A 3,526-nucleotide genomic window follows, 5' to 3' on the forward strand; every position below is an offset into this window, starting at 1 on the left:
GCCCACGGCGATGAAGATCACGTCGCCATGCGCGATGGCGGCGGCGGCGTCCGTGGTGAAGTGCAGGCGGCCGGCGGTGACGAGGCGCTGCAGCGCGCCGCGGCCGCCGCGGCGAGCGCCACGGCCGAGGTACGCGCCGCGGTGGATGCCGTCGAGCCGGTCGGAACTCCCACCGTGGCGGTCGACGCAGCGGAGACCGCGCTGGAACAGCTCGATGCGGCCGATGCGGGCAAGGCGGAGAACGCGAGTCGCCGCCGGCGTGGACGCCGTGGCGGACGCCGCCGCCGTCGCAACGGCGCCGAGGGCGTGGACGCACTCGATGCCCAGGACCTGGGCGCCGACGACGCCGACGAGAGCGGCCAGGGCGACGACGAGCCCATGGCCCCGACGCAGGACGGCTCGCGGCCACAGCCGGAGTTCGAGTTCGACGACATCCCGCCGGTGAAGCCGGCACCGGCGCCGGCCGCGATGGTGGCCGCGGCGTCGGGGGCGGCGGTCGTTGCCGCTGCAGCAGGTGGTGAGCCGCCGCGCGGCTCCGCCGAAGCCAGCCTGTCGCCGGCCGAGGCCCCGCCAGTACGCGATGGCAGTCAGACTGCGGCAGCAGCCCCGGCGTCGCCGACGGCGCAGGCGGCGCAGGCGGAAGACGCTGTCGGCACCCCTGCCCCGGCCGCCCAGCCGGACATGCCGCCCGCTGCGCAGGATGCGCAGGCCGTGGCCCGTGCGGTGCCGGAGGCGGCCAAGCCGGCCCGCCAGGCCGAAGCCGCCGTCGTCGCGCCCTCCGCTGCCGCCGATGCGGTCGACACCGGTGCGGCGCCGGAAGCGCAGGCAGCGCGCGTCGAAACGCCGGCAGCCTCGCCGGCCGAGGACGCGGCGGCAGTGGCCTCGGGCGAGGCAATGCCCCCGTCCTCGGGCGCGTCCGACGTCGTCGAGGAAGCCGGTGCGCCGCCCGCGCCGGAAACCACCGACGGCATTCCGGCCGAAGTGCTCGTCGCGGACAGCCCCGTGTCGGCCCTGGAGACCGTCGTGGCAGCCAACGCGCCCGAAAGCGACGTCGGTGCGATGGATCCGTCGCCCGGCATCCGCCACGCGGAGCCGTCCGTCGAGCAGCCCACGTACGCGCAGGGCGAACTGCTCGACCTGGCGCCGGCCGCCCCGGCACCGGAGTCCACCGTCGCACCGCTGGTCGACGACGCCGATCGCGACGCCGCTTCCCGCGGCTGAGCAATCGCGCCCCGGAACGAGCCGCCGCATCCGTGCGGCGGCTTTTTTTCGTCCGCCTGCGCGGCTGCCGGCAAGGGCTGGCGGACGGGCGCCCACCCCCCGCGGCGAACCCGGCCGCAGGCATGAAAAAGCCACCGCGCGGACGCGGTGGCTCCGGTCGACCGAGGGTGGCGTGGCGCTCTCAGTCCATGCGCACGTCGGCATCGCCCGAGAACGTCTCGATCGACACCTCCGCCTCGCCATCGCCATAACGCTGGCGTAGCGACGAGCCCGGTCCGTGCCGTGGCCGCTCCACGGTGGCGCCGGGCGCGCGCAGGCTGCCGCTGAAGCTTTCGGCGCGAAGCTCGGCCGACGTGCCGCGCGGCAGCCGCAGCGCGATGTCGCCACTCACCGACTCGAGCTGCACGCGGGCACGGGGTGAAAGCGCGCCCTGCACGCGCATGTCGCCCGACACGCTCGCGCCCTCCACCCGCTCAAGCGCGGTCTGCACGGCACGCAGCTCGATGTCGCCGCTGACGCTCTCGACCTCGATCTCCGGCCCGAGCCGCCCGCTGATGCGGATGTTCCCGCTGACGCTGTCGACCTGCACGCTCGCACGGTTCACGGTGAGATCCACGTCGCCGCTCACCGTGTCGACCTCGACCTCCCGCGGTGCGCCCGCGACCGTCGTGCGCCCGCTCACGTTGTCGATCTTCAGCGAGCCCGGCGCCACGCCCCAGGCCGTCACGTCGGCGGCGACCGCCTGGAGATCCAGGTCGGCCTGCAGCGGCACCATGAGCCGCAGCGTGGTCGGGCCGATGCGGCGATCGGCGCCGAGCAGGCCGCGGCGCGCCGGGTACCTGACCCGCACGTGCAGGCGCTTTCCGCCGCCTTCGATCTCCAGCTTCTCGACGCCATCGCCGAGCACGCCTTCGATCTTCACTTCGCTGCGGTCCCAGGCACGCACCTCGATGCTGCCCTTGAGGTTCTCGACCTTGACCATGCCGCGGGCGTCGAGCGGACGGGTTTCGTCGATGGGACGGCCCGCGTGCGCGGTGGCCGGGACGAGCGCGGCGACGAGCGCGGCGGCGAGGATCGGACGGGTATTCATCGGGGCTCCTGGTCAGCCGACGAGCACGCGCTGGGACAGCGCGAGACGCCGGGCATACGTGCGGCGCAACTGCTCGAGCAGCAGCCGCGAGTCGGGGTCGCGCGCCAGCGCGCGGCGGATCTGCGCGGCGCTGCGATCGAGTTCGTCGATCGCCGGCGCGAGCGTCCGCGTATCGGCGGCAGCGGCGGGCAAGGCATCAAGCGCCCGGCGGTAGTCGGCCGAGAGCCGGCGCGCCTCGACGAGCGCGGTCGCGCCTGCATCGCCCGCCGGGGGCCGCGCCTGCCACACGCCGGCGACGCCGGCCACCAGCAGCAGGCTCGCCGCGAGTGCCAGCCAGGGCGTGCGCTGCGTGCCGACCGCCTGCGGCCGGCGCTGCAGGCGCGGTTCGATGCCGGCCCACAGGTCGCGGTCGGGTACGGCGTCCTGACGCAGCGCGCGCAGCTGCCAACGCAGGGCATCGGGCGTCGCGCCCTCGCCGGCGGGCCGCGGGTCGTGCGGGTTCGTCGTCATGCGGAATCTCCCAGTCGTTCGCGCAGCAGCATGCGCGCGCGATGCAGTTGCGCCTTGGAGCTGCCGATCGCCATGCCGAGTTCGGCGGCGATCTCCTCGTGCGTCCAGCCTTCCACGTCGTAGAGCACGAGCACGGCGCGCGCACGCGGAGGCAGGCTGGCGACGGCACGCTGCAGGTCCATGCCCAGGGCCGTGGACCGTCCGGCCGAATCGTCCTGGCCGATCCGGTCGAGCGCTTCGTCGTCGCCCTCGTCATGCGCGCGGACGCGGCGGCTGCGCATGTCCATGAGTGCGGTGTTCACGGCAAGCCGGTGTAGCCAGGTGCCGAAGGCGGAGTCGCTGCGGAAGCCCGGCAGCGCCTGCCAGGCACGCACGAAGGCCTCCTGCGTCAGGTCCTCGGCGCGCGTGCCGACGCCGCCGACCAGGCGCGAAACGACGCCGTGCACGCGCCCGACGTGGCGGCGGTACAGCGCCTCGAACGCCGCGATGCTGCCGCCGCGCGCCTCGTCCACGAGCACGCGGTCGTCGTCCGACGGAGCGTCGCGGAGGCCGGGGGCGTCGAGCACGGCGGTGAGCATATCGCTGTGATGCCGGGCATTGCCCGCAGGTTTAAGGCCGGCAAAAAGAAAGGTTCATCGCTGAATACCGGGGAAGGCTGCGCGGATTTTCAGGAAGAAGTATTCCTGGTCGCGATAGCCGTAGGCG

The 3,526-nt window shown here is 74.3% G+C and carries 3 protein-coding genes and 1 pseudogene; 1 reads left to right on the forward strand and 3 read right to left on the reverse strand.

Translation table 11 applies throughout. The annotated features are described in order from the left end of the window. Positions 1-1,221 (forward strand): annotated as a pseudogene (locus EYQ95_RS26535) (hypothetical protein); the annotation flags it as partial. Positions 1,222-1,402: 181 nt separating this feature from the next. On the opposite strand, the gene EYQ95_RS25920 reads toward EYQ95_RS26535, so the two are convergent. From EYQ95_RS25920 to EYQ95_RS25930, 3 genes are read right to left on the reverse strand one after another with little or no spacing between them, the layout of a single operon-like run. Then, positions 1,403-2,311: a DUF4097 family beta strand repeat-containing protein gene (locus EYQ95_RS25920; RefSeq protein WP_132332062.1), complete on the reverse strand. Its 909-nt coding sequence runs from the start codon at positions 2,309-2,311 to the stop codon at positions 1,403-1,405. Between the two features lie 12 nt (positions 2,312-2,323). Beyond that, positions 2,324-2,821 carry a hypothetical protein gene (locus EYQ95_RS25925; protein ID WP_132332064.1) on the reverse strand — a complete coding sequence of 166 codons (498 nt, stop codon included), beginning with the start codon at positions 2,819-2,821 and terminating at the stop codon, positions 2,324-2,326. After that, positions 2,818-3,399, reverse strand: coding sequence for an RNA polymerase sigma factor (locus EYQ95_RS25930; protein WP_132332066.1), 582 nt, complete (start codon positions 3,397-3,399; stop codon positions 2,818-2,820). Before EYQ95_RS25930 ends, EYQ95_RS25925 begins: the two co-directional genes overlap by 4 nt. Positions 3,400-3,526: the final 127 nt, after the last annotated feature.

Source organism: Lysobacter sp. N42, from assembly GCF_004344885.1.

Excerpts from the sequence above, each read along its gene's own strand:
- EYQ95_RS25920 (WP_132332062.1), bottom strand. The coding sequence starts at position 2,311 with ATGAATACCCGTCCGATCCTCGCCGCCGCGCTCGTCGCCGCGCTCGTC.
- EYQ95_RS25925 (WP_132332064.1), bottom strand. The coding sequence starts at position 2,821 with ATGACGACGAACCCGCACGACCCGCGGCCCGCCGGCGAGGGCGCGACG.
- EYQ95_RS25930 (WP_132332066.1), bottom strand. The coding sequence starts at position 3,399 with ATGCTCACCGCCGTGCTCGACGCCCCCGGCCTCCGCGACGCTCCGTCG.